The 26053-nt window shown below is 72.8% G+C and carries 27 protein-coding genes; 8 read left to right on the top strand and 19 right to left on the bottom strand.

What is annotated here, in order from left to right:
- Positions 1–67: 67 nt before the first annotated feature.
- From OG295_RS15595 to OG295_RS15605, 3 genes are all read right to left on the bottom strand, one after another.
- Positions 68–838 (bottom strand): putative protein N(5)-glutamine methyltransferase, encoded by a 771-nt coding sequence (locus tag OG295_RS15595; RefSeq protein ID WP_371681206.1) that lies wholly within the window; start codon positions 836–838, stop codon positions 68–70.
- 47 nt (positions 839–885) lie between these two features.
- Complete coding sequence (locus OG295_RS15600; RefSeq protein WP_371677434.1) at positions 886–2130, bottom strand: GNAT family N-acetyltransferase; 1245 nt, start codon at positions 2128–2130, stop codon at positions 886–888.
- A gap of 112 nt (positions 2131–2242) precedes the next feature.
- Positions 2243–2833: an AmfC protein gene (locus OG295_RS15605; protein ID WP_371677435.1), complete on the bottom strand. Its 591-nt coding sequence runs from the start codon at positions 2831–2833 to the stop codon at positions 2243–2245.
- Between the two features lie 132 nt (positions 2834–2965).
- Here OG295_RS15605 and dtd point away from each other — a divergent pair, with 132 nt between their 5' ends.
- Complete coding sequence (gene dtd, locus OG295_RS15610; protein WP_214939324.1) at positions 2966–3391, top strand: D-aminoacyl-tRNA deacylase; 426 nt, start codon at positions 2966–2968, stop codon at positions 3389–3391.
- A 74-nt stretch (positions 3392–3465) separates the two neighbouring features.
- Here dtd and OG295_RS15615 read toward each other — a convergent pair whose 3' ends face one another.
- From OG295_RS15615 to OG295_RS15675, 13 genes are all read right to left on the bottom strand, one after another.
- A complete protein-coding gene (locus OG295_RS15615; protein WP_371677436.1) occupies positions 3466–4434 on the bottom strand; it encodes a folate-binding protein YgfZ in 969 nt (322 codons plus the stop codon).
- 30 nt (positions 4435–4464) lie between these two features.
- Positions 4465–4893, bottom strand: a complete 429-nt coding sequence (locus OG295_RS15620) for a Fur family transcriptional regulator (protein ID WP_266840638.1) — start codon at positions 4891–4893, stop codon at positions 4465–4467.
- Between the two features lie 84 nt (positions 4894–4977).
- Positions 4978–5550 carry an FABP family protein gene (locus OG295_RS15625; RefSeq protein ID WP_030232302.1) on the bottom strand — a complete coding sequence of 191 codons (573 nt, stop codon included), beginning with the start codon at positions 5548–5550 and terminating at the stop codon, positions 4978–4980.
- 274 nt (positions 5551–5824) lie between these two features.
- Entirely contained in the window at positions 5825–6679 is an 855-nt protein-coding gene (locus OG295_RS15630; protein WP_371677437.1) for a hypothetical protein, read from the bottom strand.
- Positions 6676–7371: a hypothetical protein gene (locus tag OG295_RS15635; protein WP_371677438.1), complete on the bottom strand. Its 696-nt coding sequence runs from the start codon at positions 7369–7371 to the stop codon at positions 6676–6678. The genes OG295_RS15630 and OG295_RS15635 overlap by 4 nt, the downstream gene beginning before the upstream one ends.
- Before the next feature lie 101 nt (positions 7372–7472).
- A complete protein-coding gene (locus tag OG295_RS15640; RefSeq protein WP_371677439.1) occupies positions 7473–8225 on the bottom strand; it encodes a hypothetical protein in 753 nt (250 codons plus the stop codon).
- A 115-nt stretch (positions 8226–8340) separates the two neighbouring features.
- Complete coding sequence (locus OG295_RS15645; protein ID WP_371677440.1) at positions 8341–8604, bottom strand: DUF3099 domain-containing protein; 264 nt, start codon at positions 8602–8604, stop codon at positions 8341–8343.
- A gap of 124 nt (positions 8605–8728) precedes the next feature.
- Positions 8729–9019: a DUF1416 domain-containing protein gene (locus OG295_RS15650; protein WP_030030422.1), complete on the bottom strand. Its 291-nt coding sequence runs from the start codon at positions 9017–9019 to the stop codon at positions 8729–8731.
- 74 nt (positions 9020–9093) lie between these two features.
- Positions 9094–9942, bottom strand: a complete 849-nt coding sequence (locus OG295_RS15655) for a sulfurtransferase (RefSeq protein ID WP_356212979.1) — start codon at positions 9940–9942, stop codon at positions 9094–9096.
- 204 nt (positions 9943–10146) lie between these two features.
- Positions 10147–10236, bottom strand: coding sequence for an Ms5788A family Cys-rich leader peptide (locus tag OG295_RS15660; RefSeq protein WP_351033174.1), 90 nt, complete (start codon positions 10234–10236; stop codon positions 10147–10149).
- Between the two features lie 158 nt (positions 10237–10394).
- Positions 10395–11108, bottom strand: a complete 714-nt coding sequence (locus OG295_RS15665) for a DUF2993 domain-containing protein (RefSeq protein WP_371677441.1) — start codon at positions 11106–11108, stop codon at positions 10395–10397.
- Positions 11109–11173: 65 nt separating this feature from the next.
- Positions 11174–12565: a hypothetical protein gene (locus tag OG295_RS15670; RefSeq protein WP_371681207.1), complete on the bottom strand. Its 1392-nt coding sequence runs from the start codon at positions 12563–12565 to the stop codon at positions 11174–11176.
- A gap of 453 nt (positions 12566–13018) precedes the next feature.
- Positions 13019–13273, bottom strand: a complete 255-nt coding sequence (locus OG295_RS15675; RefSeq protein ID WP_030718384.1) for a MoaD/ThiS family protein — start codon at positions 13271–13273, stop codon at positions 13019–13021.
- Between the two features lie 476 nt (positions 13274–13749).
- On the opposite strand from OG295_RS15675, the gene OG295_RS15680 reads away from it, so the two are divergent.
- The 5 genes from OG295_RS15680 (at position 13750) to OG295_RS15700 (ending at position 19512) form a co-directional block, all read left to right on the top strand.
- Complete coding sequence (locus OG295_RS15680) at positions 13750–14577, top strand: response regulator transcription factor (RefSeq protein ID WP_371677442.1); 828 nt, start codon at positions 13750–13752, stop codon at positions 14575–14577.
- Between the two features lie 24 nt (positions 14578–14601).
- Positions 14602–15624, top strand: a complete 1023-nt coding sequence (locus OG295_RS15685; protein WP_030232265.1) for a LacI family DNA-binding transcriptional regulator — start codon at positions 14602–14604, stop codon at positions 15622–15624.
- Positions 15625–15892: 268 nt separating this feature from the next.
- The gene (locus OG295_RS15690; protein WP_371677443.1) at positions 15893–17143 is read left to right on the top strand and encodes a S1C family serine protease; all 1251 of its coding nucleotides are present in this window, start codon (positions 15893–15895) and stop codon (positions 17141–17143) included.
- A 201-nt stretch (positions 17144–17344) separates the two neighbouring features.
- Positions 17345–18079, top strand: coding sequence for a response regulator transcription factor (locus OG295_RS15695; protein ID WP_371677444.1), 735 nt, complete (start codon positions 17345–17347; stop codon positions 18077–18079).
- Positions 18076–19512: a sensor histidine kinase gene (locus OG295_RS15700; protein WP_371677445.1), complete on the top strand. Its 1437-nt coding sequence runs from the start codon at positions 18076–18078 to the stop codon at positions 19510–19512. The genes OG295_RS15695 and OG295_RS15700 overlap by 4 nt, the downstream gene beginning before the upstream one ends.
- Here OG295_RS15700 and OG295_RS15705 read toward each other — a convergent pair.
- Positions 19492–20370, bottom strand: a complete 879-nt coding sequence (locus OG295_RS15705; protein WP_371677446.1) for a phosphatidylinositol-specific phospholipase C — start codon at positions 20368–20370, stop codon at positions 19492–19494. The two genes, OG295_RS15700 and OG295_RS15705, sit on opposite strands and share 21 nt — an antisense overlap.
- 61 nt (positions 20371–20431) lie before the next feature.
- Positions 20432–21019: a TetR/AcrR family transcriptional regulator gene (locus tag OG295_RS15710; RefSeq protein ID WP_371677447.1), complete on the bottom strand. Its 588-nt coding sequence runs from the start codon at positions 21017–21019 to the stop codon at positions 20432–20434.
- A gap of 132 nt (positions 21020–21151) precedes the next feature.
- Here OG295_RS15710 and OG295_RS15715 point away from each other — a divergent pair, with 132 nt between their 5' ends.
- Entirely contained in the window at positions 21152–21931 is a 780-nt protein-coding gene (locus tag OG295_RS15715; protein WP_371677448.1) for an alpha/beta fold hydrolase, read from the top strand.
- A gap of 96 nt (positions 21932–22027) precedes the next feature.
- Here OG295_RS15715 and OG295_RS15720 read toward each other — a convergent pair whose 3' ends face one another.
- A complete protein-coding gene (locus OG295_RS15720; protein ID WP_371677449.1) occupies positions 22028–23842 on the bottom strand; it encodes a bifunctional UDP-sugar hydrolase/5'-nucleotidase in 1815 nt (604 codons plus the stop codon).
- A 208-nt stretch (positions 23843–24050) separates the two neighbouring features.
- Here OG295_RS15720 and mshD point away from each other — a divergent pair, with 208 nt between their 5' ends.
- Positions 24051–24980 (top strand): mycothiol synthase, encoded by a 930-nt coding sequence (gene mshD, locus OG295_RS15725; RefSeq protein ID WP_371677450.1) that lies wholly within the window; start codon positions 24051–24053, stop codon positions 24978–24980.
- The last annotated feature ends 1073 nt before the right edge of the window (positions 24981–26053 follow it).

Below are 26053 nucleotides of genomic sequence, written 5' to 3' on the forward strand. Positions count from 1 at the left end.
ACCCCGGGACCCCGGCCCCGGCCCCCGGCCCCCGGTACCCGGCCGCCGTTCAGCCCGCCGCCCCCGGTCAGCCCGCGGCCGGGGCCGTCCCGATGACCACGGTCGCGTACCGCTCCTCCGAGGTGACCGCCCGCACCGCCAGCCCGCCCGACGTCAGGGCGGACGCCGTCAGCGGCGCCTGCCGGGCGCTGGTCTCGATCAGCAGCCGGCCGCCCGGGGCCAGCCACCGCACGGCGTCCGCGGCCACCCGCCGGTGCACGTCGAGCCCGTCCGCGCCCCCGTCGAGGGAGACCAGCGGCTCGTGGTCGCGGGCCTCGGACGGCATCAGCCCGATCTCCTCCGTCGGCACGTACGGGGCGTTGACCACGAGGACGTCCACCCGCCCGCGCAGCTCCGCCGGGAGCGCCCCGTACAGGTCGCCCTCCCAGACCGCGCCGCCGTACGGGGCCACGTTGCGCCGGGCGTACGCCAGCGCGGCCGGGTCGATGTCGGCCGCGTGCAGCTCGACCCCGCCCGGCACCTGCGAGGCCACCGCCGCCCCGAGGGCGCCGACCCCGCAGCACAGGTCCAGCACGACCGCGCCGGGCCCGGCCAGCGCCACCGCCTCCTCGGCCAGGAACTCGCTGCGCCGGCGCGGCACGAAGGCCCCCGCGCCCACCTCCACCCGCAGCCCGCAGAACTCCGCCCAGCCCACGACGTGCTCCAGCGGTTCACCGCCCGCCCTGCGGGCCACCAGGTCCGCCAGGTGGCCGTCGTCGGTGGCGGCCGCGACCAACAGGTCCGCCTCCTCCTCGGCGAACACGCAGCCCGCCGCGCGCAGCCGTTCCACGATCGTCAACACGTCACTCTTCTCCTGGTTTCTCACGATGGTGTCAGAGCGGAGGATCAGAAGATGTCCGGGCACCAGGGCCTGCGCGCGGTGCGGAAGACGGCGTCCGCGAGCTCCACGGCGCCCGGCCGCTCCCCGGCCACCCGGCCCAGCTCGGCCAGCCTGACCGCCGAGGCGTCGCCGAGGTACAGGGCGCCCAGCGCGGACACGTCGAGCCGCAGGTCCGCGGGCTCCTCCGTACGGACACACGTACCGGCGCCCGCGTCGAGCCGGTAGCGCCCGCCCGCCGGGCCGTCCGGGTCCGCGACCTCCAGGACGAGGGTCCCGGGCACGGCGTACGTCCGCGCGGACAGGGCCCGTACGACGTCCAGCACGCGCACCCACAGGAAGTCGGCGGCGGTCACCAGCCGGGCCGCGCGCGGGTCGGGCAGCAGGTCCGGCACGAGGCTGTCGGGGGCGCGGTAGCCGGTGCGGACCTTGAGCACCCAGTCGATGGAGCACAGGAAGTGCCACAGGGCCCGCTCCGCCCGCGGGGTCACGGCGATCAGGTCCGTGACGTACAGGGTCTGCTGCGGGACCTTCGCATCGGTCCAGTGGTCGTCGGCCCGGTAGGCGGCCAGTCCGGCCACCTCGCCGTCCGGCGTCCGGTACACCGCGAACATCTTCTGCTTGTAGGGGCGGTGGGACATCTGGGCGAGCCCGGTCACCAGGTCCCACCAGCGGTCGTCCCGCCCGATCGTGCCGTGCGCGGTCGCGCGCAGCCGCTCGTGCAGGGCGGGCCCCACCCGGCGCGCCTCCGCGGCGTCGACGAGGTCGATCCGGCTCCCGTCGGCGGGGAGCGGCCGGTGCCGGTCCAGCCCGGTGCGCGGGACGTCGATCTCCCACTCGGCGAGGGAGGCGGCGGGCCCGAAGCCGTAGCGCCCGTAGATCGGGTACTCGGCGGCTATCAGGGTGGCCAGGACGTCGCCGCGGGCCTGGGAGGCGGCGAGTTCGGCGGCCATCATGCGGGTCAGCAGGCCCTGGCGGCGGTGGGTGGCCAGCACGGTGACGTTGGAGACCGCGCTGCACGGGACGGTGGCCCCGCCGGGCACGGTCAGCTCCTGGGTGAAGGAGCGGAAGGTCGCCACGCAGCGGCCGGTGACGGGGTCGAAGCCGCCCTGCACGCGGGCGAGGTCACGGTGGGCGGCGCGCTGCGCCACATCGGATTCCGTCGGGGTGGCCGGGGTGAGGAATCCGGTGTTGAGGGTGGTCAGCCAGTCGGGAAGTTCGGATGCGGCGATCGGCCGGACGTCAGCACTCATAACCGGCCACGCTAACGGCCGTACCGCGCCGGGTCGCCCGAATTTCCGCTGGTGGGGCGGAGGGTGCCGACGGGGTGCCCGGGGGCCTGCCGGGGGGGGCCGGGTCCGGCCGCTACGCCAGCAGGTCGTCCACCTGCGCCTCGCCCTCCCGGTAGCGGCGGGTGATCTCCGCGCTGGAGTCGTCCGCCGTGCGCTGGAGCTGCTGCCGGCGCCGCGAGACCTGCTGTTCGTACCCGACCAGCCGGCCCATCGCGTCGTGCAGTTCGGCGTCCGTGCGCGCGGCCAGGTCCGACAGCTCGACCTCGGACAGCATCTCCGCCGCCAGCAGCCGGAACTCCTCGTTGTGCGGGGTGCCGAGCGTGACGTGCCGGGCTGAGGCGCTGCGGCTGGAGGGGGCGTCGGCCAGGATCTCCGACAGCCGGTCCACCACCGGCGCCTCGGGGTCCGTACGGCGGGCGAGCTCGGCGCGCAGGATGTCGATGCGGCCCTGCAGGAGTCTGCGCACGTAGCTCAGGTCCGCCTCGTCGCGCTGGGCGTCGCGGCGCAGGGCGCGCAGTTCGGGCAGGCCGAGCGCGGTGGCGGGGGTGGTCGGCCCCGGGTCGCCGGTCCGCTGCGCGGGTGGCCGGGCCGCCGGTGCGGCGGCCTGTGGCACGGGTACTGCGGGTGCTGCGGGTACAGGTACGGAGGTACCAGGGATATTCATGTGAACGTGTCCGTCCCCTCGACCGGTGCTGGGGGCACCGCCTGCGTGCATGGTGCCACTCCGTGTGGTGTGGACGCAGTCCCACTCCACCCGATCGGCCCCGGACGGGTGCACGCCTGGTACACAGGTGGTATGCGAGCAGTGGTGCAGAGGGTGGACGGCGCGAGCGTCGTCGTGGCGGGCGAGACGGTCGGCGAGATCGTCGGCGAGGGCTTGTGCGTGCTGGTGGGGGTGACCCACGACGACACTCCGGAGAAGGCGGCGCTGCTGGCGCGCAAGCTCTGGTCGGTGCGGATCCTGGAGGCGGAGAAGTCCTGCAGCGACGTGGGCGCGCCGCTGCTGGTGATCTCCCAGTTCACGCTCTACGGGGACGCCCGCAAGGGCCGCCGCCCCACCTGGAACGCGGCCGCGCCCGGCCCGGTGGCGGAGCCGCTGGTCGACGAGGTGGTGGCGCAGCTGCGGGCGCTGGGCGCGACGGTGGAGACGGGCCGGTTCGGCGCGGACATGCGGGTCTCGCTGACCAACCACGGCCCGTTCACCATCGTCATCGACATCTAGGACGCTTCCCGGCGCACGGCCCGGCGCGCCACGCCACACGCCACGCGGCGCTACGGCGCTACGGCGCTACGGCGCTACGGCGCTACGACGACCTCCTGCGCGGCGGCCGTGTTCCCGGCCAGCAGCGGGGCGTCGACCGGAACGTTCCGCTTGACCAGCGCGAGGGCGATGGGCCCGAGCTCGTGGTGGCGCACGGCGGTGGTGACGAAGCCGAGCTGACGGCCCTCCTCGCCGTCGGCCGCGAGCCGTACGGGCGCGCCGTGCGGCGGGAGCAGCACCTCGGAGCCGTCCAGGTGCAGGAAGACCAGGCGGCGCGGGGGCTTCCCCAGGTTGTGGACGCGGGCCACCGTCTCCTGGCCGCGGTAGCAGCCCTTCTGGAGGTGGACGGCGGTGCCGAGCCAGCCCAGCTCGTGCGGGATGGTGCGGTGGTCGGTCTCCAGGCCGAGCCGGGGCCGGTGGGCCTCGACGCGCAGGGCCTCGTAGGCGAGGAGTCCGGCGGCGGGGCCGTGCGCGGCGGCGAAGGCCTCCAGTCCGTCGCGCGGGAGGAACACGTCACGGCCGTGGGCGGTCTCGCGCACGGGGTGTTCCGCGGCGATCTCGGCGATGGAGCCGGCCGGGAGGTGGACGACGGCGAAGGCGTCGGTGCGATCGGCGACCTCGACGCGGTAGAAGAACTTCATCGACTCCAGGTAGGCGATGAGCGCCTCCTGGGTGCCGGGCTCGACGTGGGCCCACACGGTCTCGCCGTCGTCGACGAGGTAGAGGGCGTGCTCGATGTGCCCGTTGGCGGAGAGGATCAGCGCCTCGGTGGCCTGGCCGGCCGGGAGGTCGCTGACGTGCTGGGTGAGCAGCAGGTGCAGCCAGGCGAGGCGGTCCGGTCCGGTGACGGTGACGACCCCGCGGTGGGAGAGGTCGACGAAGCCGCGGCCGTCGGCGAGGGCGCGCTGTTCGCCGTAGAGCTCTCCGTAGTGGGCGGCGACGCCCTCGTCACGGCCTTCGGCCGGTACGGCGCCGCTGAGGTGGAGCAAGGGGCTGCTGGTCATGACACCCAGCCTACGACCCCGCCGGTGTCCTCACTGAGGGCGCTCGGCGGCGCACTTCGCGCACCGGCCGAAGATCGCGAAGTGCTTCATGTCGGTCTCGAAGCCGAAGGTGGTGCGCAGCTTCGCGGTGAACTCGGCGGCGACGTCGAGGTCGGCCTCGATCACCTCGGTGCAGTCGCGGCACACCAGGTGGATGTGGTGGTGCCGGTCGGCGAGGTGGTACGTGGGGGCACCGTGCCCGAGGTGGGCGTGCGAGACCAGTTTCAGCTCTTCGAGCAGCTCCAGGGTCCGGTAGACGGTGGAGATGTTGACCCCGGAGGCGGTCTTGCGCACCTCGACGAGGATCTCGTCGGGGGTGGCGTGTTCGAGGGCGTCGACGGCTTCGAGCACGAGCTGGCGCTGCGGTGTCAGCCGGTAGCCGCGCTGCCGCAGGTCGGTCTTCCAGTCGGTGGTCGCCACCCGGCCAGTGTAAGCGCGGGAAGGGGACCGCGGGCCAGGCCGCGGTCCCCTTCCTTCATCATCGTGCGCAGCGGCTCAGCGGGCTCAGCGGAAGAAGGCGATGCCGTCCTCGGGGAGCTCCGGGAGGTTGCGCGCCATGTCGGCGATCTCCTCCGGGGTGACGACCTTCTTGAGCTGGGCCGACATGTAGGGGCGCAGCTCGACCTCGGGGGTGGCCTTCTCCCCGACCCACATCAGGTCGCTCTTCACGTACCCGTAGAGGCGCTTTCCGCCGCTGTACGGGCCGGAGGCGGCCGTACGGGCCACCGCGTCGGTGACCACGTCGATCTGGGGCTTCTGGTCGGCGAGCTCGCCGTACCAGACCTCGACGACGCCCTGGTCGCGGACCATGACGATCTCGACCTTGCGGTCGGCGTCGATGCGCCAGTAGCCCGACTCGGACTCCAGCGGGCGCACCTTGTTGCCCTCGGCGTCGAGGACCCAGGTGTGGGAGGTGTACTCCAGGAAGTCCCGGCCGTCGTGGCTGAAGACGACTTCCTGGCCGAAGTTGCACTTCTCTTCACCGGGGAAGTCGAAGACGCCGGCGCCTTCCCAGTTGCCGAGGAGGAAGGCGAGGGGGACGAGGCCCGGGTTCAGGTCGGACGGGATCTGGATCATGGTTGGCTGCTCAGGCGATCTGTGGGAGGGGTTCCGGGGCGGTCGGCCGGTCGGCTGCTGCTCAGCGCTGACCCTGGTACAGCTTCTTGACGGCCAGGCCGGTGAAGGCCGTGACGCCGACGCAGACCAGGACCAGCAGGGAGGTGAAGACTGCCTCAAGCACGGTGTGCTCCTCGGAGGATTCGGTGCGGTGTACGGGCCGGTCCCCAAGCCTACTGGCCCGGGAACCGGCACACCGTAGGAGGTAGGCCGTACCGGCCCCGCCCCCGGATGGTCAGCCCAGCAGCTGGCCCTGGAGGATCACGGCCTGGTGCAGGGGGACGGCCGGCGCCGCGCCCTTGCGGCTCTGCAGGATCACGGCCTGGACGTCACCCGACTGCACGCAGCCGGCCCTGATCTGCTCGTCACCGAACGGGACGGATTCCTCCAGGACCTTCACGCCGTCGGCCGGCGGGGCACTGTTGGCGGTGCGGGCCTCGTCCCAGGCGTCGTCCCACCGCATCTGGCTGACGCCGTTCAGGTTCATCCCGGTGCCACAGCCCTTGAAGGTGTCCGCGAAGCCCGACGCGTGGAAGCGCAGCAGGTAGACCCGGGTCCGGACGCCGTCCGGGGTGGTCCAGCCACGGCCCACGATCTGGCGCAGCCCGTCGTCGGTGAAGTCCTGCTTCATCTTCGCGCGCGCGTCGGCCGCGTACTCCTCCAGGAAGGTGTCCACGGTCACGGCCGAGTCCTTCTCCGGCTTCAGCGCGGGGTCCGGGGTGGATCCGAGCGGGGCGGGCAGGAGCAGCTGGGTCAGGCCCGCATAGTGGATGCCGTCCGCGTTGTCCGGGGCGAAGGGCACCGGAGCGCCGGGGGGCAGGGTGGGCTTGCCCAGCGCCGGGTAGGCCCAGCGGCCGTCGGACCGGGTCGACAGGCCCGGGATGTCGGTGCGCTCGGGCTGCACCAGGCCGTAGGCGGCCCCCGTGCCGGCGACGCCGAAGGCGAGGACGGCCGCGCTCCAGCGCAGGACGGCGCGCAGCACGCGGCGGTCCTTGGGGGGCGCGGGCGCCACGGGGCCCTCGGTGGGGGCCGGCGGGGGCTCGGGTGCCTCTGGGGCCGCGGGGGCTCCGAGGGCGTTCTGCTCGGTCACACGGACTCCCCGGGGGACTTCAGGTGGGTCAGCTGGTTCTTGAGGAACGTCGCGGCGTCGGACTTCGAGAAGCTGTCCTTGGGTCCGTAGGCGCGGAAATTGACCATCACGTCGCCCTCGACGGCCACGCAGTAGAGGGAGTCGATCCTCTCCTGCTTCTCCTCGCCCACGGCCAGCAGAGAGCACTTGGCGTCCGGGAAGCCGTCCACCTTCGGCGCGTCGCGGTCATCGCCGATGAGGTCGAGGAGCTTCTTGGAGACCTCGGCGAACGCCCCCACGGCCCGCGGGTCGGCCTGCATGATGCGGATCTCCACCACCAGCCCTCTGTCACCGGTGTAGCTCCGCCCGGCCAGGCCCTTGAGCTTGAGGTCGGCCAGCATGTCGTCGCGCTTCTTGCGTTCCGAGTTCGACAGGCCCTTGCGGGCTTCCTTGAAGCCCTCGGTGGCCTTGTCCCCGGAGACGAAGAAGTTGTTCCCGTCGCCCGCGAGGTCGGGCCCCGGAGCGAAGCCGGAGGGAACGGGGAGCAGCTTGCCCGAGAAGGCGCTCTCGGGCACCGGTTCGGGCTTCTTGACCTCGGGCAGCTTCCCGCCCGCCTCGACCCAGTAGGCGGTCGGCGCGGTCCGGTCGGCGTCCGCGAGGGCGGAGGACGCCCAGACCCCGCCGCCGACGAGGGCGAGCGCGGCCACAGCCACGGCCGTGAGAGTGACCGTCGTCCTACGGCCACCCGTCCGCGGGGTTCCGGCCGGGTCGGCCGGGGCCTCGGGTGCCGGGGTCGTCCCGGTCTGCGGCTCGGTCACAGTCGCTCCAGCTGTCGCTTGGCCAGGTCGATGACATCGCTCTCGGCTATCCGGCCGCCGCGCGTGTCGACGTAGAAGAGGTCCAGAACGATGTCACCGCGACGGACGATGGCCCGGCCCTCGCGGATCGGGGCGGAACCCGGCTCCTCATGGGTTTTCGACGCCACCCAGACGTGCCCGAGCTCCGCGGGGACGCCGGGGATGGCTACGCCGTCGTTGCCCGCGTTCCTCTCGAAGCGCATGTAGCCGCTCTGCGCCCTCTGGTAGCCGTTCGCGCCGGAGAAGTCGCGGAACTGCACCAGCCGCACCTCGACACGGATGTCGTCCTGCCTCCAGACGGTCGTCGCGAGGCGCCGGAAGCCGTCCTTCGACAAGTTGCGCAGGGCGCCGTCCGGCGTTCCGAAGGTTGTCGCGAAGGAGTCGAGGCTGTCGTAGCCGCTGTCCTCGGCCTTCGCCCCGGCCGGCACCTCGATCAGGAGCTCGGTGAGGTCGCCGTCGGTCTTGTGCCAGCGGTTGGCGTTGACCGTCTTCCACGTCGTGGTGTCGTCCGGCGCGAGCGCCTTGGGCGTGTCCAGCTTTTGCTGGGCCAGCGGGGGCAGCGGGGTGGGGTCTCGGTCGTACTGGACCGCGTAGCCGGTGGCGGTGCCGGCGAGGGCGCCGAGGACGACGGCGGCAGCGATCAGGAGGGTCGTGCGGCCCCGGCGCCGGGGCGGGCACGCGTCAGGAGCCGGATCGTGCTCGTGTTCCAAAGGGGTCCCCCACAGGACTGGAGGCGTCGGGTTCGTTTACCCGCGCACACCGGAGACACCTTCGAGGGGGGAGCAGTTGTGCGCATCTTTATTACGGTCTTGTCTCCGGACGCGTTCAGTCCTCGCGGCGCCGTTTTCCGTCCAGTTCGTCCCACCACTCGTCCGATTTCGGATCGCCGGACGGGTCGTCCCACCAGCGGTCGTCGGGGCCCCGGCGGTTCGCGACCATCGCGGCGACCGGCGGGATGACCATGGCGACCACGCACATCGCCACCGCCGCCTCCACGGAGAACAGGCGCACGAAGGACCAGGCGGAGACGAAGAGGAACAGGCATCCGCCCATCAGCAGGAAGTAGGCGCGCCGGCGCCGGGCGTACATACCTCCAGCGTAGGGCCGTCCCCCGCCGGTGCAAGGGTCCGGACGGCACGAAGGGCCGCACCCCGGTCCAGTGGCGTCCAACCCCCGGGGGTGCGGCCCTTCGGCCGGTTCAGCTGGCGGTCGTTCAGACCGCGATCGCGACGTCCGTCACGCCGCCGGCCTCGGCGACCACGACGGCACGGTCGGCCTGGGCACCCGGGACGAGCGCGCGCAGCGTCCAGGAGCCGGTCGCCGCGTAGAAGCGGAACTGGCCGGTCGCGGAGGTCGGGACCTCGGCGGTGAACTCACCGGTCGAGTCCAGCAGGCGGACGTATCCGCTGACGGGCTCGCCGTCCTTGGTCACCTGGCCCTGGATCGCGGTCTCACCGGGCTTCAGCGTCGCGAGGTCGGGCCCGCCGATCTGTGCTCCACACATGTTCTCTGTCCTGTCCTAGAGAGGTTCTGCTGCTACGGGGCGCCGGGCGTCGCGTGCCCGGGCCTCCGGCGGGATTACTTGTTGGGGCCGAGCTCGATCGGCACGCCGACGAGCGAGCCGTACTCGGTCCAGGAGCCGTCGTAGTTCTTGACGTTCTCCTGGCCCAGGAGCTCGTGCAGCACGAACCACGTGAGCGCGGAGCGCTCACCGATGCGGCAGTAGGCGATGGTGTCCTTCGTGTCGAGGTCGACGCCCTCCGCCTGGTACAGGGCGGTCAGCTCGTCGTCGGACTTGAAGGTGCCGTCGTCGTTGGCGTTCTTCGACCACGGGATGTTGCGGGCGCTCGGCACGTGGCCGGGGCGCTGCGACTGCTCCTGGGGAAGGTGCGCCGGGGCGAGCAGCTTGCCGGAGAACTCGTCGGGCGAGCGGACGTCGACCAGGTTCTGGACGTTGATCGCGGCCACGACGTCGTCGCGGAAGGCGCGGATCGAGCTGTCCTGCGGCTTGGCCTTGTACGCGGTGGCCGGGCGGTTCGGGACGTCCTTGCCGTCGACCAGGTCGCGGGAGTCGAGCTCCCACTTCTTGCGGCCGCCGTCGAGGAGGCGGACGTCCTGGTGGCCGTAGAGCTTGAAGTACCAGTAGGCGTAGGACGCGAACCAGTTGTTGTTGCCGCCGTAGAGGACGACGGTGTCGTCGTTGGAGATGCCCTTGGCGGAGAGGAGCTTCTCGAAGCCCTCCTGGTCCACGAAGTCGCGGCGGACCGGGTCCTGGAGGTCGCTCTTCCAGTCGATCCGGACGGCGTTGGTGATGTGGTTCTTGTCGTACGCGGACGTGTCCTCGTCCACCTCGACGATGACGACGTTGGCGTCGTTCAGGTGGGCCTCGACCCAGTCGGCGTCGACGAGGACGTCGCTGCGGCTCATGGTGTTCTCCTCCGGGGCAGTGTGCGGCGGGGCGGTGCTGGTGCAGTGCAGCTGCGGGGCGGTGCTGGTGCGTACGTGCCGTTCCGGGTGGCGCGCTCGGGACCTGCGCGGGGAGCGACAGGGGGCAGGAGGCGGGAAGCGGGGGCGGTCACGCCGCGGATGAAGGGCCGTCGTCCGGCCGGTGGAGCGGAAGGCTCACACCGCTCAAATGGAGCGACAGAGCATGGCGGCGACGCGACACAGGTCTACTGCCCGCCGCTTCGTGAGGTCCGCCTGCTGATGCTTCATAGCCATGGATCGTAGGGACGAATCAGCCGCCCTGTCACCGGCGTGTCATATTCCGAGACAGGATCGTCCGCATGGCGGGATGAGAAAGCCCCGGACGGCCGCCTCGCGGCCCCCGGGGCTCTTCGCACGGCCCGTCCTTCTGCAGGTCGGACCGGGTCGTCTCACTATCCGGCCAGCACCACGTCCGTGCCGCTCAGCGTGACGTGTACGCCCTCCGCGTCGGAGGTCAGCCCGGTGAGGCCGAGCCCGGACGGCAGACCCCCGTCGATGCGGCGGTCGAAGTCGGTCCGCTTGCGGACCAGGCTCTCGATGCCCGGTATCCCCTCGCCCGGCACGGACTCCGCGCGGACCCTGACGACCTTCCCGTTCTTCCCGTCGTTCGCGTCCACCAGCGTGACGGTCGACACCACGTCACGGGTCAGGCGCTTGCCGAGGACCTCCACCGTCGCGGTCACCTTCACCTTGCCCGGCGCGCCGCCGTAGGTGAGGTTCACCCCGCTCTGGGAGGCCTCGGTGAGGTCCGCGTAGGAGATCAGCGCGGTGCCCTCCGCCCGCTTGGCGGTGCCGCCGCTGTAGCCGGCGTTCAGCTTCACCTCGCGGAAGCTGGCGTCGAGCTCCGTCAGACGCGTCTTGCGGCCGTCGGCGGCGGCGTCGACGCCCTTCAGCTTCAGGTCCACCCGCTCCAGGTCGTGGCTGAGCGCCTGGGTCAGGAACGGGAAGCCGTGGATGTTCACCTCCACGCTCCCCGCGAGCCCCTGACGGGCCTGGAGGCGGTCGGCGAGCCGGTTCTCGGCATAGCCGACCGCCCAGCGGTCCGCGCCCACGAACAGGGCCCCCAGAACCACTCCGACGATCAGTACGAAGCGCAGGAAACGCAACGGACCCTCCCCCTACTTATCGGTACGTGCGTTCTAGTGGACCATGGTCCGCCGTCGGGACCCCGTCAGCCCACCACCCGGCCCAGCAGGTAGACGGCGGGCGCGGCGACCGCCAGCGGCAGCGCGACACCGGCCGTCATGTGGACGAACTTCGACGGGTAGTCGTACGCGGCCACGCGCAGACCCACCAGCGCGCAGACCCCGGCGGCCAGGCCGAGCAGCGCCCCGCCCGCCCCGATGCCGGTCAGTCCGCCCACCGCGATGCCCGCACCGGCCGCGGCGGCCAGCGAGACGCCGACGGAGGGCGCGGTCGGCAGCGGCAGGGCCCGCGCGAACACGGCGACGGCGACGGCGGCGGCGCCGACGCTCACCGCCTCCCCGTCGGCGGCGAGGAAGCCCGCGCACACGATGGCCAGGGCGGCGGAGGCCACCGAGGCCATCAGTCCGTACATCCGCTCGTCGGGGTCCGCGTGGCTGCGCAGCTGGAGCACCAGCGTGAGCAGCACCCAGGCCCCGATGGTGCCGATGATGGCGCCGGGGCCGTACGGCCGGTCCACCGCGAGCACCGCGCCGTCCGCGACCACGGCCCCGGCGAAGGCGAGGGCGATGCCCTGGCGGGCCGGCCACATGCCGTTGAGGCGGAACCAGCCGGCCGCGGTGAGCGCCTGGAGGGCGATCAGCGGCAGGAGCAGGGCGTACGGGCCCAGCACGGCGGCCCCGGCCAGCAGCAGCCCGAGGCCGGCGGTCAGCAGGGCCGACTGCGGACCGGGGTCGATGATCGGCGACCGGCCCTCGGCGCGGGCCTGGGCCGGGTCGACGGCGCGCAGGGTGTTCCCGCCCAGCGTGGGCGGGGAGTACTCGGCCTCCGGGCCTCCGGGCACGGACGCGGGAGCCTGCGGGGCCGCGGCGGCGGAGGGCACGGGCGGCAGGTACGCCGTCCGCTCGGCCGCCGCGTCGGGGGCGGGCGGCTGCGGCGGCAGGTAGGCCGTCCGCTCGGCGGCGGCCTCCGTCACCGGCGGCAGGTACGCCGTCCGCTCGGTGTCCCAGGCCTGCGGCTGCGGCGCCTGGGCCTGGACGGGGGGCAGGTACGCGGTCTGCTCGGCGGCAGTGTCCCGTACCGGCGGCAGGTACGCCGTCTCGGCGGCGGCGTCGGCTCCGACCCCCGGACCACCCGGCCACGGAGCCTGCGGCGCGGCCGCGGGCTCCCGTACCGGCGGCAGGTACGCCGTCTCGGCGGCGGCGTCGGCACCCGGAGCACCCGGCCACGGCGCGGCCGCGGGCTCCCGTACCGGCGGGAGGTAGGCCGTCTCCGCTGCGGCGCCGGGCACCGGGGACTGCTGCTGCCACGGCTCGGCCCGCTGCCGGTCCGGCGCGGCGTGCCGGCCGTGGGACTGGGCCTGCGGGGCCTGGGCCTGGGCCTGCGGGGCCTCGTCGCGGAACCAGCCCTCGGGCGCCACCGGCTGCGGCTGCACCTGGGGCTGCTGGAACTGCGGGGACTGCTGCTGCTGGTGCTGCTGGTGCTGGTGCTGCTGGTGCTGCTGCTGGTGCTGCTGCACCGGCGGCAGATACGCGGTCTGCTCGGCGGCACCGCCACCGGCACCCACGCCGGCCCCCGTGCCGTCCGGCCACGGTACGGCGCCGGACGGAGCGGCCCACTGCTGCGCGGGCGGGCCCTGGGGAGCGGGCTGGGGCACGGCCGGGGCCTCGTCGCGGAACCAGCCCTCGGGCGCCACCGGCTGCCCGGGCACGGCGCCCAACGGCGGGTGCACCGGCTGCTGGACCGGCTGCTGGACCGGCTGCTGGACCGGCTGGTAGCTGGTGTCCCAGGTGTCGGACTGCCAGGTCTGGGTCCCGTACGGGTCCTCCTGCGCGGCCCGCTGCTGTTCTTCGGGAGTGCTCATGGTCTCCGCTCACCCGCCCGCGAACGGCGGGAGCACCTCGACGGTGCCCCCCTCGGTCAGCAGGACGGCATCGTGCGGGCGCTTGCCCACCGGCTCGTCGTTCACGAGGAAGGAGCAGCGCAGGAGCACCCGGGTCAGCTCCCCCGGATGGCGTTCCCGCACTGCGTCGAGCGCCTCGGCCAGGGTGCGCGCCGAGTACGGCTCCTCCGCCGTCTTGGCCGCGGCCTTCGCCGCCGCCCAGTAGCGGATGGTTCCGGTTGCCACTGCAGCTCCTCTCGTGGTCGGCTCCGTCGGCTCTCTACCGTCGGCCTCCATGATGACCCCTCCGGGTCACCACCCCGGCGTGCGCCAGCGCGCCCCGGGTGCGCCCGGGGATCCCTCCGGGGGTCCACCGATCCGGTGAAACCAGGGCATACGCAGGGGGAAGGCGTGGCAGGAACCACAGAATGCGGTGCACGGCAGCCCTCGGCCCCGAAAGGGAGGGTGGGCTATTCTGGCGGCGTAGAGGATCCGGGCAACGTAGCCCCCGGGTCCTTTTGTGCTTTCAGCACGTTGAACGAACCGAGAACAGTGGTATCCATCCGGACCCCAGGGCGCGGGGGCCGGGCCGGACGCCAGGCCAGTCGTACGAAGCAGTACCACGCACGTCCTCGACGGGACCGAGGAGGAACCGACGTGATGGACCAGCGAACCGTGCACCCGCACGTGCACGACCACCCGACGCGGGCAGGTGGTCGGGCATGAGTTCTCTCCTGCTGCTGACCAATGCCCTCCAGCCGTCGACCGAGGTGCTGCCCGCCCTCGGCCTGCTGCTGCACAACGTCCGGGTCGCCCCGGCCGAGGGTCCGGCCCTGGTGGACACCCCCGGCGCCGACGTGATCCTCGTGGACGGCCGCCGCGACCTGCCGCAGGTGCGGTCGCTGTGCCAGCTGCTGAGGTCCACCGGACCGGGCTGCCCCCTGATCCTCGTCGTGACCGAGGGCGGCCTCGCGGCCGTCACCGCCGACTGGGGCATCGACGACGTCCTGCTCGACACCGCCGGACCGGCCGAGGTGGAGGCGCGGCTGCGGCTGGCCACCGGCCGCCAGCAGCTGGGCTCCGACGACTCCCCGATGGAGATCCGCAACGGAGACCTGTCGGTCGACGAGGCGACGTACAGCGCGAAGCTGAAGGGCCGGGTCCTGGACCTGACCTTCAAGGAGTTCGAGCTGCTGAAGTACCTCGCCCAGCACCCGGGCCGGGTCTTCACCCGGGCCCAGCTCCTCCAGGAGGTGTGGGGCTACGACTACTTCGGCGGGACCCGGACGGTCGACGTGCACGTACGACGGCTGCGCGCGAAGCTCGGCCCCGAGCACGAGTCGCTGATCGGCACCGTCCGCAACGTCGGCTACCGCTTCGTCACGCCGGAGAAGGTGGAACGGGCGGCGGCGGCGGAGGCGGAACGGGCCGCGGCGAAGCAGGCGGCGGCCTCGGCCCCGCCGCAGGGCGCCGACCTGGCCGCCACGGACCCCCGGACGGAGGAATCCCCTGTGACCATCCACTCGGCAGGACGCCCTGCCCAGAGGTAGGTCACCCCGCGTAGACTGCCGCGCGTGGCCAAGGTGACGCGGGATGACGTTGCACGACTTGCGGGTACGTCTACCGCCGTCGTGAGCTACGTCATCAACAACGGACCCCGGCCGGTTGCCCCGGCCACGCGCGAGCGTGTCCTCGCCGCGATCAAGGAGCTGGGCTACCGCCCGGACCGGGTCGCGCAGGCGATGGCGTCACGGCGTACGGACCTCATAGGCATGATCGTCCCGGACGCCCGCCAGCCGTTCTTCGCGGAGATGGCGCACGCGGTCGAGCAGGCCGCGGCCGAGCGCGGGAAGATGGTCCTGGTCGGGAACTCCGACTACCGCGACGAGCGCGAGGTCCACTACCTGCGGGCCTTCCTCGGCATGCGGGTGTCGGGCCTGATCCTGGTCAGCCAGGGCATGAGCGAGCGCGCCGCCTCGGAGATCGAGGCGTGGGACGCCCGCATCGTGCTGCTGCACGAGCGGCCCGAGGCGATCGACGACGTCGCGGTGGTCACGGACGACATCGGCGGGGCCCAGCTCGCCACCCGGCACCTGCTGGAGCACGGGCACGAGTACGTCGCCTGCATCGGCGGGGTCGAGAACACCCCGTCCGTCGGCGACCCGGTCGCCGACCACGTCGAGGGCTGGCGCCGGGCCATGCTCGAAGCGGGCCGTTCGGTGGAGGGCCGGCTCATCGAGGCCCCGTACAACCGCTACGACGCCTACACGGTCGCCCTGGAGGTCCTGGCCCGGCCCGACCGGCCGACCGCGATCTTCTGCGCGACGGACGACCAGGCCATCGGCGTGCTCCGGGCCGCCCGCGAGCTGCGCATCGACGTCCCCGAGCAGCTGGCCGTGGCCGGCTTCGACGACGTCAAGGAGGCGGCGCTGACGGACCCGCCGCTGACCACGATCGCCTCGGACCGCCCGGCGATGGCCCGCGCGGCGGTGGACCTCGTCCTGGACGACGCCCTGCGCGTGGCGGGCTCCCGCCGCGAGCGCCTCAAGCAGTTCCCCTCGGCCCTGGTCATCCGCCGCTCCTGCGGCTGCCGCTGACCCTCCCGCGGCCGTCAGGACCGGCCCTGAGGGCCAGGTCCGGGCTCTCAGACCAGGTCAGGGCCAGGTCAGGGCCCTGATGGCCACGAAGAGGACGAGGGCCCCCAGGCCGACGGCGCGAGGGGCAGCAGCAGCGCCCCGATCGCCAGGCAGGTCCGGGCGAACACCGCACGATCCCCCCCCTCCTTATATCGGGCATACGCGGTTCTGTCGGGCTTCTCAGCCGGGACTCAGGAAGCTCTCATGATCCGGCGGGACAGTCGGAGACATGACCGAGAGCTTCCGCCGCGAAGGCGAGTACCCGCAGGAGAACCGGCCGGCCCAGAACCCGCCCTTCGGCGAGGACTGGCAGCGCGGCCGCGACCGGTTGGCACAGGACACCGCGGCCGGGGCGTACCCGCCGCCGCCCGCGTACCCGCCGGCGCCGGCACCCGGCTGGCACGAGGCGCACCAGCCCCCCGTCATCCAGGGCGAGACCGTCCCGGCCGACGGCAACGGGGACAACGGCAACGGGGGCAACGGGGGCCACACCGGCAACGGCTGGGCCGCCTGGGGGTCCGCCGCCCCGGCCGCCCCCGCCCACGCGGCCCGCGCCAAGCGCCCCGTCGCGCTGCTCGCCGCCGTCGCCCTCGCGGCGGCCGTGGTCGGCGGCGGGACGGCCGCAGCCGTCCAGCAGTTCCTCGGCCACGACGGCTCCGCCGGCGGCGGCTTCAACGGCACCAACGTCTCCCAGTCCAGCAACGGCACCGTCTCGGGCGTCGCCGAGCAGGTCAGCCCCTCCGTGGTGCGGATCGACACCCGCACCGGCTCCGGCCAGGGCACCGGCTCCGGCATCGTGGTCACCGCCGGCGGCGAGATCGTCACCAACAACCACGTCGTCAGCGGCGCCTCCGAGATCCAGGTGACGATGAGCGACGGCAAGAAGTACGCCGCCAAGACCGTCGGCACCGACCCCGACAAGGACCTGGCGCTGATCAAGCTCCAGGGCGCGAGCGGCCTCAAGCCCGCCAAGCTCGGCAACTCCGACCAGCTGCGGGTCGGCGACGAGGTCGTCGCCATCGGCTCCCCCGACCGTCTCACCGGCACCGTCACCAGCGGCATCGTCTCGGCCCTGGACCGGGACGTGAACGTACCGAAGTCGGAGCAGCAGCAGTCCCCGCAGCGCGGCCAGGGCGGCGGCGGCTGGCCGTTCTCCTACGACGGGCAGCAGTTCAACGGGGACACCGGCTCGAACACCACCTCGTACAAGGCCATCCAGACGGACGCCTCCCTCAACCCGGGCAACTCCGGCGGCGCCCTCGTCAACCTGAACGGCGAGATCGTGGGCATGCCCTCCGCGATCTACTCCCCCTCCAGCGACAGCTCCTCCGCCGGCAGCGTCGGCCTCGGCTTCGCCATCCCGGTCAACACGATCAAGGCCGACCTCGACGGCCTCCGCAAGGGCGGCACGGGCGGCTCCGACTCCGGCACCGGCGGCGACGGCTCGGACAGCGGCCGTTCCGGCACCTCCTGGTTCTGATCCCGCCACCGGCTCCGCGCCCGGTACGGCCCCCGCCCCCCGGGGCGCAGCCGCACCGGGCCGCGGTGCTCCCGTGCGACGCTGGGGGCGGACCTCCGCGGGACGGATCCCGCACGTCCGCCGCCCACGCCCCCGGGCGCGACCGCGACCGCGGCCGCCACCCCGCGGACACCACCACGACCACCACCCAGGGACCCGCCGATGAACGCCGCCGAAGGCGAACCGCAGCGCATCCTCGTCGTCGACGACGAGCCGGCCGTCCGTGAGGCCCTGCGCCGCAGCCTCGCCTTCGAGGGCTACGGGACCCGGACGGCGGTCGACGGGCTCGACGCCCTCGACCAGGCGGCCACGTACGCCCCGGACCTGATCGTCCTGGACATCCAGATGCCCCGGATGGACGGCCTGACCGCGGCCCGCCGGCTGCGCGCGTCCGGCAGCGTCACCCCGATCCTGATGCTGACCGCCCGCGACACCGTCGGCGACCGCGTCACCGGCCTGGACGCGGGCGCCGACGACTACCTCGTCAAGCCCTTCGAGCTGGACGAGCTCTTCGCACGCGTCCGCGCCCTGCTGCGCCGCAGCTCCTACGCCGCCCCCTCCGCCGCCCCGGAGAGCTCCGCCGACGTCCTGTCCTTCGGCGACCTGCGCATGGACCTCACCACCCGCGAGGTCACCCGGGGCCACCGCGCCGTGGAACTGACCCGGACCGAGTTCACCCTGCTGGAGATGTTCCTCGCGCACCCGCGCCAGGTCCTGACCCGCGAGCAGATCCTGAAGACCGTGTGGGGCTTCGACTTCGAGCCCAGCTCCAACTCCCTGGACGTGTACGTGATGTACCTGCGCCGCAAGACCGAGGCCGGCGGAGAGCCCCGCCTCGTCCACACCGTGCGCGGGGTCGGGTACGTCCTGCGCGCCGGCGAGGGCGGCCCCGAGTGAGCCCGGCCGCCAGATTCCGCGCGCTGCCGCTGCGCTCGCGGCTCGCGCTGCTGGTGGCGGTCGCGGTGGCGGTGGCGGTGGCGGCCGTCGCCGCCGTCGCCTGGGTGATGGTGCGCACCCAGCTGCGCGACCAGCTCGACCGCTCCCTGATGTCGACGAACGTCAGCGCGCAGGTCGCGCGGACCCTGCGGGAGGGCTGCGTCGTCCAGCCGCCCAAGCCCACGCAGCAGATCGCGGGGAACCTGAACGCGACCGTGCAGATCGTCCTGTCCGACGGCACCCGCTGCTGGGTGGGCGGGCAGCCCGACCTGCCCGTGACCGGCACCGACCGGCAGGTCGCGGCGGACGTGGAGGCCAAGCCCGTCCTGCACGACGTGACCACCCCCGACGGCGTCGACATGCGCGTGTACACCCTCCAGGCCAACCCGGCCGGGCCCGCCTTCGGCGTCTCCATCGCCAAGCCGCTGGGCGACGTGGAGAAGCCCCTGTCCACGCTGGCCTGGGTGCTGCTGCTGGTCAGCGGCGTCGGAGTGGTCGGCGCCGGGGCCGCCGGGCTGTGGGTGGCCCGGACGGGGCTGCGGCCGGTGGACGAACTGACCGGCGCCGTCGAACACATCGCCCGGACCGAGGACCTGACCGTACGGATCCCCGACCAGGGGGACGACGAGATCGCCCGCCTGTCGCGCTCCTTCAACTCCATGACGGCGGCCCTGGCCTCCTCCCAGGAACGCCAGGCCCAGCTGATCGCCGACGCCGGCCACGAACTGCGGACCCCGCTGACGTCCCTGCGCACCAACATCGAGCTGCTCGCGCGCAGCGAGGAGACCGGCCGGGCCATCCCGCCGGACGACCGGCGCGAGCTGCTGGCCTCCGTGAAGGCGCAGATGACGGAGCTGGCCGCGCTGATCGGAGACCTCCAGGAGCTCTCCCGCCCGGACGCGGCCCCGCACGCCCCGCTCGGGGTGGTGGCCCTGCACGAGACCGCGGCCGCCGCGCTGTCCCGGGTCCGGCTGCGCGGCCCGGAGCTGGTCTTCACCTCCGCGCTGGAGCCCTGGTACGTACGGGGCGAGGCGGCGGCGCTGGAGCGGGCGGTGGTCAACGTCCTCGACAACGCCGTGAAGTTCAGCCCGCCGGGCGCGGCCGTCGAGGTCTCGCTGCGCGCGGGCGAGCTGACGGTACGGGACCACGGACCGGGCATCCCGGCCGAGGACCTCCCGTACGTCTTCGAGCGGTTCTGGCGGTCCCCGTCGGCCCGCGCGCTGCCCGGCAGCGGGCTGGGCCTGTCCATCGTGGCCCGTACGGTCCAGCGGGCGGGCGGCACCGCCGTGCTGCGCGCCGCGGCCGACGGGGGCCGGGGCACGGAGGCGGTGCTGCGCCTGCCGGGCGCCCCGACGCCGCCGCCGTCGACCGCGTCAGTTGTGCCGGATCAGTGAGGCGACCAGGCCCGAGCGGGTGTTGGGGAAGTCCAGGGGGACGATGCCGAGGCCGGTGCGGCCGGCCAGTTCGCCGCCGTCGACGAAGGACTGGACCTGCGGGTTGAGCCGGTCGGAGTTCCAGCGCGGCGGCATGTAGGCCGAGGTGCTGACGTAGTTCACGAACAGCTTGCCGGGCTGCCCGACGGCCTTGCGGAACTGGTCCTCGATCTTGCCGCGCTTGGCGAAGGGTTCGGCGTTCCAGTCGTCCTGGACGTCGAAGACGTTGCCGTCGGCGTAGCGCAGGCCGGGCAGGCCGCCGTTGTCGGCGAGGAGCACCACCTTCCCGCGGGCCTGGCCCAGCGAGGCGGGCAGGGTGTCGGCGATGCGGAAGAGCGGGCGCCAGCCGCGGTGGTCGAGGTAGTCGTCGAACACGGCGCGGAAGGTGGCGTCGCTCTCCTCGGAGTACTCCTGCTTGACGCGCATCAGGACGGTCTCGGAGGGGTGCGCGGAGAGGAAGTTCCAGCAGGCCACGAGGACGTCCCCGAACATCAGGTCCTGGAAGAAGGCCGCGTGGTGGATGGCGAGGGAGCCGCCCGTCACCCGGCAGCGGACGTCCAGGAACCGGATCCCGGAGTCGAGCTGCTGGGCGATCGAGGTGTTCTGGCAGGCGACGTAGAGCCCGCCCTTGGTGGCGCCCGAGTCGTGGGTGCCGGGGATGGTCATCCGCTGGAGCGGGGTGGAGTCGGCGAGGCCGGCCATCCAGTCCTGGGTACCGAGGGTTCTCGCGGACGCGGGGGCCGCCGCCCCGAGTCCCGCGAACGCCGCGGCGCCCACCGCCGTCGCTCCGGTCAGAAACGCCCGCCTGTGCAGTGCCATGCCCGCCCCTTCGCCGCTCCGCTGTCGGGACGGGATTATGGCCTGCGCGGACCGGCCTTCACTACCCGTCGGTAGGCACGGATTCTTCGAGCAGTTCCACCATCCTGCGCAGCCCGCGGACGAGTTCGCGTCCGGTCGGTGCCTGCTCCGGATCGGTCAGGGCCTGCACCATCACCCCGCTGAGCAGCGCGAGGTGCACCGATCCGAGGGCCCGTACGTCCTCCTGCGCGACCGCTTCCTCGGACACCCCGGCCAGTTGCGCGGCGACCATGCGCCGGGACGCGCGCTGCCCCTCCGCCAGCGCGGCGAGCAGCTCGGGCGAGGACTGGGCGTGCACGAAGGCCTCGATGTTCGCGAGCCAGAGCCAGCGCATGTCGAGGAAGTCGCGGCTCTTGCGGTCCCAGGTGTCGGCGTAGCGCTCCTCGGGGGTGGCGCCCTGCCCGGCGAGCCGGCCCGAGCCGGCGGCCCATTCGTCGATGGCCGCGAACAGCGCCTGGTTGAGCAGGGCCTCGCGCGATCCGAAGTGGTAGCCGATCGCGGCCATGCTCACCCGCGCCGCCGAGGCGATGTCGCGCACGGTCGTGCGCGCGTACCCCTTCTCCTCCAGGCAGCGGCGCGCTCCGGCCAGCAGGTCCTCGCGATTTCCCATGCCGGGATCGTATCCGCGCCAACGTTTTGGGCGTGCGCCCAAGACAAGCGTATTGCGCGCTTGCCCAAATGCTGGCAGTCTTGATCACGTCACCGCAGGACAGACGCAGGACACACAGGGGAGAGCGGAACCATGCGCCACACGCTGACGATCGACGACCGCACGCTGTCGTACCTGGACTTCGGCGGCCCGGGCCGCCCGCTCCTCGCCCTGCACGGGGGCATGTCCGAGGGCCTCGCCTTCGCCGGCCTCGCCGAGGCCCTGGGCGACGCGTGGCGGGTCATCGCCCCCGACCAGCGCGGCCACGGCGACTCCGACCGGGCCCCCGACTACAGCCGCGCCGGATACGTCGCCGACGCCGTCGCACTCCTCGACCACCTCGGACTGGACGCGCCCGTCGCCCTCCTCGGCTACTCCCTCGGCGGGCTCAACGCCGTCCACCTGGCCGCCGCCCACCCCGACCGGATCTCGGCGCTCGTCGACATCGAGGCCGCCGTCGAGATCAACCCCGCCGACGGCGCGTGGATGGACTTCCTGCGGGGCATGCGGTACTCCGCGCCCACCCGGGAGGAACTCCTCGCCGCGGCCGGGCCGATCGGCTCCCAGTTCGTCGCCGAGGCGCTGCGCCCGCTGCCCGAGGGGGGCTGGCGGCTCCCGTTCCACCCCCAGGACATGCTCGACTCCGTCGAGGCCTGCCGCGGCGACCACTGGGACGCCTGGCTCGGGAGCGCGTGCCCGGCCGTACTGGTCCACGGCGTCCGCAGCACGTCGCTCCCGCAGGCACAGGCCGACGCGATGGTCTCCCGGCGGCCCGGGACCTCGTACACGCCCCTGGAGGGGGACCACTTCGTGCCGTTCACGAACCCGGAGGGCTTCCAGGAGGCCGTCGCGAAGTTCCTCGCGACGCTGTAGCCGCGTGCGGCCGACGCGCCGCGAAAACGCCGGAGGGGCGGCGGGCCGAACGGCCCACCGCCCCTCCGGGCGCGCTGTACGCGGGTGTTGCCCGACCTACTTGACGACCGTGATCCGGTCCGCCGCCGGCGGGGCGATCGGGGCCGCGGCCGAGGACTTCGCCAGGAGGTTGTTGAAGGCCTCCAGGTCGGGGATGCCGACCAGCTTGTTCTTGTGGTCCTTCAGGACGGTGAAGCCGTCACCGCCGCCCGCGAGGAACTCGTTCATCGCGACCCGGTAGGTCTTCGCGGGGTCGATCGCCGCGCCGTTCAGCCGCACCGAGTCCACGACGATCCGGTCCGCGCCCGACTTCGTCATGTCCAGGGTGTACGTGAAGCCCTTCGACACCTGGAGGATCTTCGGGTTCGGGCCGTTGACCGTGCCACTGACCTGCTGCTGGAGCGCGGTGATCAGCTGCGCGCCCGTCAGGTCGACCACGTTCATCAGGTTGTTGAACGGCTGGACCGTGTAGGACTCGCCGTACGTCACCACGCCGTCGCCCTCGGCGCCCGCGGCCTTGTACGCCAGGTCGGCACGGATGCCGCCCGGGTTCATGATGGCCAGCTGCGCGCCGCCCCGGTCGGCGGGGGACGTGGCGTCCAGCTGCGCGTCGGCGATCAGGTCACCGAGCGGCTTCTCCGGCGCCTCGGAGCCGCGGCCCGCGATGTCGGCGGAGATGTAGCCCATCGGACGGCTCGCGACCGGGGCCGCCAGCGCGTTCCAGCGGGTGATCAGCTCGGTCATGTCCGGGGCCTTGGGCAGGTCCCGGCTGACGACCTTGTTGACCGGCTTCGGCGACTTGACCGGCGTACGGACGATGTCCTTGGTCTGCCGGTCGTAGGTCAGCGTGGTGTCCGTGAACAACCGGCCATACGAGGCGGCCGAGGTGACCGTGCGCGGGTTGCCCGCCGGGTCCGGGATGTTGCAGGAGTACGCCTGGTGCGTGTGGCCGGTCACCAGCGCGTCGACCTTCGGGTCGACGTTCTTGGCGATGTCGACGATGGCACCCGAGATGCCGGCGCCCGCGCCCGGGGCGTCACAGTCGTAGTTGTACGCGCCGCTCGCGGGCAGACCGCCCTCGTGGATCAGCGCGACGATCGACTTCACGCCCTGCTTGTTCAGCTCGGCCGCGTACTTGTTGATCGTCTCGACCTCATCGCCGAACTTGAGGCCCTTGACCCCGTCGGCGGTCACGACGTCCGGGGTGCCCTCCAGGGTGACGCCGATGAAGCCGATCTTCACGTCCCCCTTCTTCCAGATGAAGGTGGGCGACATCAGCGGACGCTTGGTCTTCTCGTCCGTGACGTTCGCCGCCAGGTACTGGAACTGGGCGCCCGTGTACTCCTTGCCGTACTCGAAGCAGCCGTCGACCGGGTGGCAGCCGCCGTACGCCATGCGGCGCAGCTCGGTCTTGCCCTCGTCGAACTCGTGATTGCCCACGCTCGTCACGTCGAGCTTCATCTTGTTGAGGGCCTCGACGGTCGGCTCGTCGTGGAAGAGACCGGACAGCATCGGGCTGCCGCCGATCATGTCCCCGGCCGCGGCCGTGACGGAGTAGTCGTGGCCCTTGCGGGCATCGCGCAGCGCGGTCGCGAGGTACTCGGCCCCGCCCGCGGGTATCGCCTTGGTGGTGCCGTCTGCCTGACGTTCGGTCACGGTGCCGGAGGAGCCCTGCGGGGGCTCCAGCGTGCCGTGGAAATCGTTGAACGACAGCATCTGTACGTCGACGGTGCGGCCCGGAGCCGCACCGCCGCCACTCGCGGCACCGGCCGGCAGTGCGGCGGCGACCATCGCCCCGGCCCCGGCCGTGAGGGCGAGGGCGGACAGGGTCAACCGGCGGGCAGTGCGGTGCCGTTGTGGCTTCGCTGACATTTATTCCCCTTTGTGGACAGCGAGACAACTTGGGAGGTCCGCCGCAGCCTATTGTCAACGCGCGTAGCACGACAGGGGGTATCGGGTTGCGAGCTGGTTACGCACAGCCGTCCGGCACTCCGGCCGCGCTCGTGTCCGCGTCCAGGAACCCACGGGGCCCGGACCTGCGGAAGGCCCCAACCCCGGGCGGCGGTCGTAGGCTCAGAGCATGACTGACGCAGCAGCGGCCCTGGAGCCGGGACGGCACATCGAGATCCTCGACGAGCTGACGGAGGAACAGGCCGCATCCGTACTGGACCTCATCCACGAAGCGGCCCGCAGCGACGGCACCACCGCCGTCTCCGAACAGGGCCGCCTGCAGCTGCGCGGCGGCCCGCGCGAGGGGATCCGCCACTTCCTCCTGACCGACGCCGGCCGCCTCGCCGGATACGGACAACTGGAGGACACCGACCCGGTGGAGGCCCCCGCCGCCGAGCTCGTCGTGCACCCCGCGCTGCGCGGGCGCGGCCACGGCCGGGCCCTGGGCTCCGCCCTGCTGCACGCCTCCGGCAAGCGGATCCGGGTGTGGGCGCACGGCGGCAAGTCCGCCGCCCGGCACCTGGCACAGGTCCTCGGCCTGACCCTCTTCCGCGAACTGCGCCAGCTGCGCCGCCCCCTGGGCCCCGGAGCGGCCGGCCTGCCCGAGGCCGCCCTCCCGCCCGGCGTGACGGTCCGCACCTTCGTGCCCGGCGAGGACGACACCGCCTGGCTCGCCGCCAACGCCGCCGCCTTCGCCCACCACCCGGAACAGGGCGCGCTCACGCAGCGCGACCTGGACGACCGCATGGCGCAGCCGTGGTTCGACGCGAAGGGCTTCTTCCTCGCGGAGCGGGAGGGCGAGCTGATCGGCTTCCACTGGACGAAGGTCCACGCGGAGGAGCAGCTAGGCGAGGTCTACGTGGTCGGCGTCCGCCCCGGCGCACAGGGCGGCGGCCTCGGCAAGGCCCTGACCGCGATCGGCCTCCACCACCTGGCCGCGTCGGGCCTGCCCACGGCGATGCTCTACGTCGACGCCGACAACCCGGCGGCCCTGGCGGTCTACGAAGGCCTCGGCTTCACGACGCACGAGGTGGACCTCATGTACCGCACGGAGAGCTGAGGGGCGGGCGGCTGTTCGGGGTCGGGGGGCGGCGGGACTTTGGCTGGTCCGTGTCAGGGAGGGTTTGGGGGTTTCCCGTCAGTCTCATCGTCCTTCCGCGTCGGGCCGGGCTGTCAAGGGCGCTCCCTTCGGTCGCGTCGCTTCGCGATGGCCTTCGGCCACCCTTGACAGCCCGTCCCGCCACGGAATGCCAAAGACTGCCGGGAAACCCCCAAAAGAACGGTCCACGGGGAGATCTTCGAGGGGCGGGCATCCCAGAGATGTGCGACCCCTCCCCGCCTGGGCGGACCTGAGATACGGGCCGACATCCCCCTGATTCCGGGCCGGGTGCCGCCAGCCCACACGACACGGCGACCAGACCGTCCGGCAATGACTTCAGGACGGCAGGCGCATCGGATCGCTACGCGCTTCGCACGGCATGGCGTCCGGCGGCCGTCTGTGGCTGGACATAAGCCGCCCAAGCAGCCCGTTGGTGCGCTTGGCGGGCGGCTGACGGCCGAATGGCGCCCTCCGGACACCCCAACATGCCTAAGGCCCCCAGAGAAGCCGAAAGGGCCTGGGGGCCTTCATCCCAGCCCATGACGAGCCCTTCCCTGGCCGCGAAAGACCCTTCCCAACACCCGAGGGCCCTTCCCAACACCCGAGGGCCCTCCCTCCACCCATGAGACGTCTTGTCGGACTCTGAGGACGACTTTGTCGTCCTCAGAGTCCGACAGGCAGCACCAGCGCCCCTCCGAAGCCCATCCATCCCACGAAACGGGACAAACAACCCGCGCTCGCGTGATGGATGGAGCCCCCGGGCCATGGGCGGCTTATGTCCAGCCCCAGACGGCCGCCGGACGCTGTGCCGAGTGAAGCGCGTAGCGATCTGACGCGTGCGGGGCCTGCCGGGCGCTCTGGTCGTCGTGTCGGGCGGTCTGGACGCCCGGCCCGTGGACCGATGGCCATTCGGGGCCCGAATGCGGGACTGGGCGGAGATGGCTCGCGCATCTCTGGGATGCCCGCCCCTCCCTCGCTTCCCCCGTGGACCGTTCTTTTGGGGGTTTCCCGGCAGTCTTTGGCATTCCCTGGCG

The sequence above is a fragment of the Streptomyces sp. NBC_01276 genome, from assembly GCF_041435355.1.
Lineage (GTDB): Bacteria > Actinomycetota > Actinomycetes > Streptomycetales > Streptomycetaceae > Streptomyces.